The sequence below is a fragment of the Leisingera sp. ANG-M1 genome (assembly GCF_000813745.1).
Taxonomy (GTDB): domain Bacteria; phylum Pseudomonadota; class Alphaproteobacteria; order Rhodobacterales; family Rhodobacteraceae; genus Leisingera.
The window spans coordinates 1,700-2,412 of the sequence record NZ_JWLC01000032.1; the positions used below are offsets into that span (position 1 = coordinate 1,700).

The window sequence follows — 713 nt, forward strand, 5'->3', positions numbered from 1 at the left end:
GGCGATATAGGCGCGCGCCGCCATCGCCGCGGCCGGCACCAGATCCGGCGACAGGCGGTTGGCCTCGATGGCCTGCTCCTGCTGCTCGACCGATGCGTTTTCATCCAAAAGCCCCTTGGAAGAGGACAGCGCTAGCACCGCGTCGCGGCGTTTGAACACGTCGCGCGGCAGGGTGCCGGTCTTCAGTTTGGTCGACAGCGTCTTGCGCGCGCCGGCCCAATCCTCGGCCTGAGCCTGCAGACGCAGCAGCGTGTCCTGCACTTCCTCATGCTTGGGCCGCAGCGCCAGCGCCTTCTCGGCCAGCTGGCGGGCGGTGTCGGTGTCGCCTTCCGACAGTTTCTGTTTCATGATTCCGCGCACACCGACGAAGCGGGTAGCCTGTCCCGACAGCAGCCGCTTATACGCCTCGGCCGCCTTGCGGGTATCGCCGCTCATCTCGGCGGCCTGGGCCACCAGCAGGTCGGTCAGCTCGGGCTTTTGCAGGTATTTCTCAGCCCGCGCGGCTTTGGCCAGCGCCAGGCGTCCCTCGCCCGAGGCCAGCGCCATCAGCCCGTCGGCCAGCGCCTGATAGCCTTTGCGTTCGCGCCCTTTGTCCCAGTAGCGGGACAAGGCGGTTTCATCGCCGTTCAGGAAATGCCAGGTGGCGGCCAGCAGGGCCAGCAGCTTGAAAAACACCCAGACAGCCGCAACCAGCACGCCCAGCGCCAGGACAG

Annotated in this window: 1 protein-coding gene; it reads right to left on the reverse strand. The window is 67.0% G+C overall.

The window, feature by feature from the left end; all coding sequences use genetic code 11:
- The coding region (locus RA19_RS24040; protein WP_039167938.1) for a heme biosynthesis protein HemY at nucleotides 1–713 on the reverse strand (713 nt) is incomplete at both ends.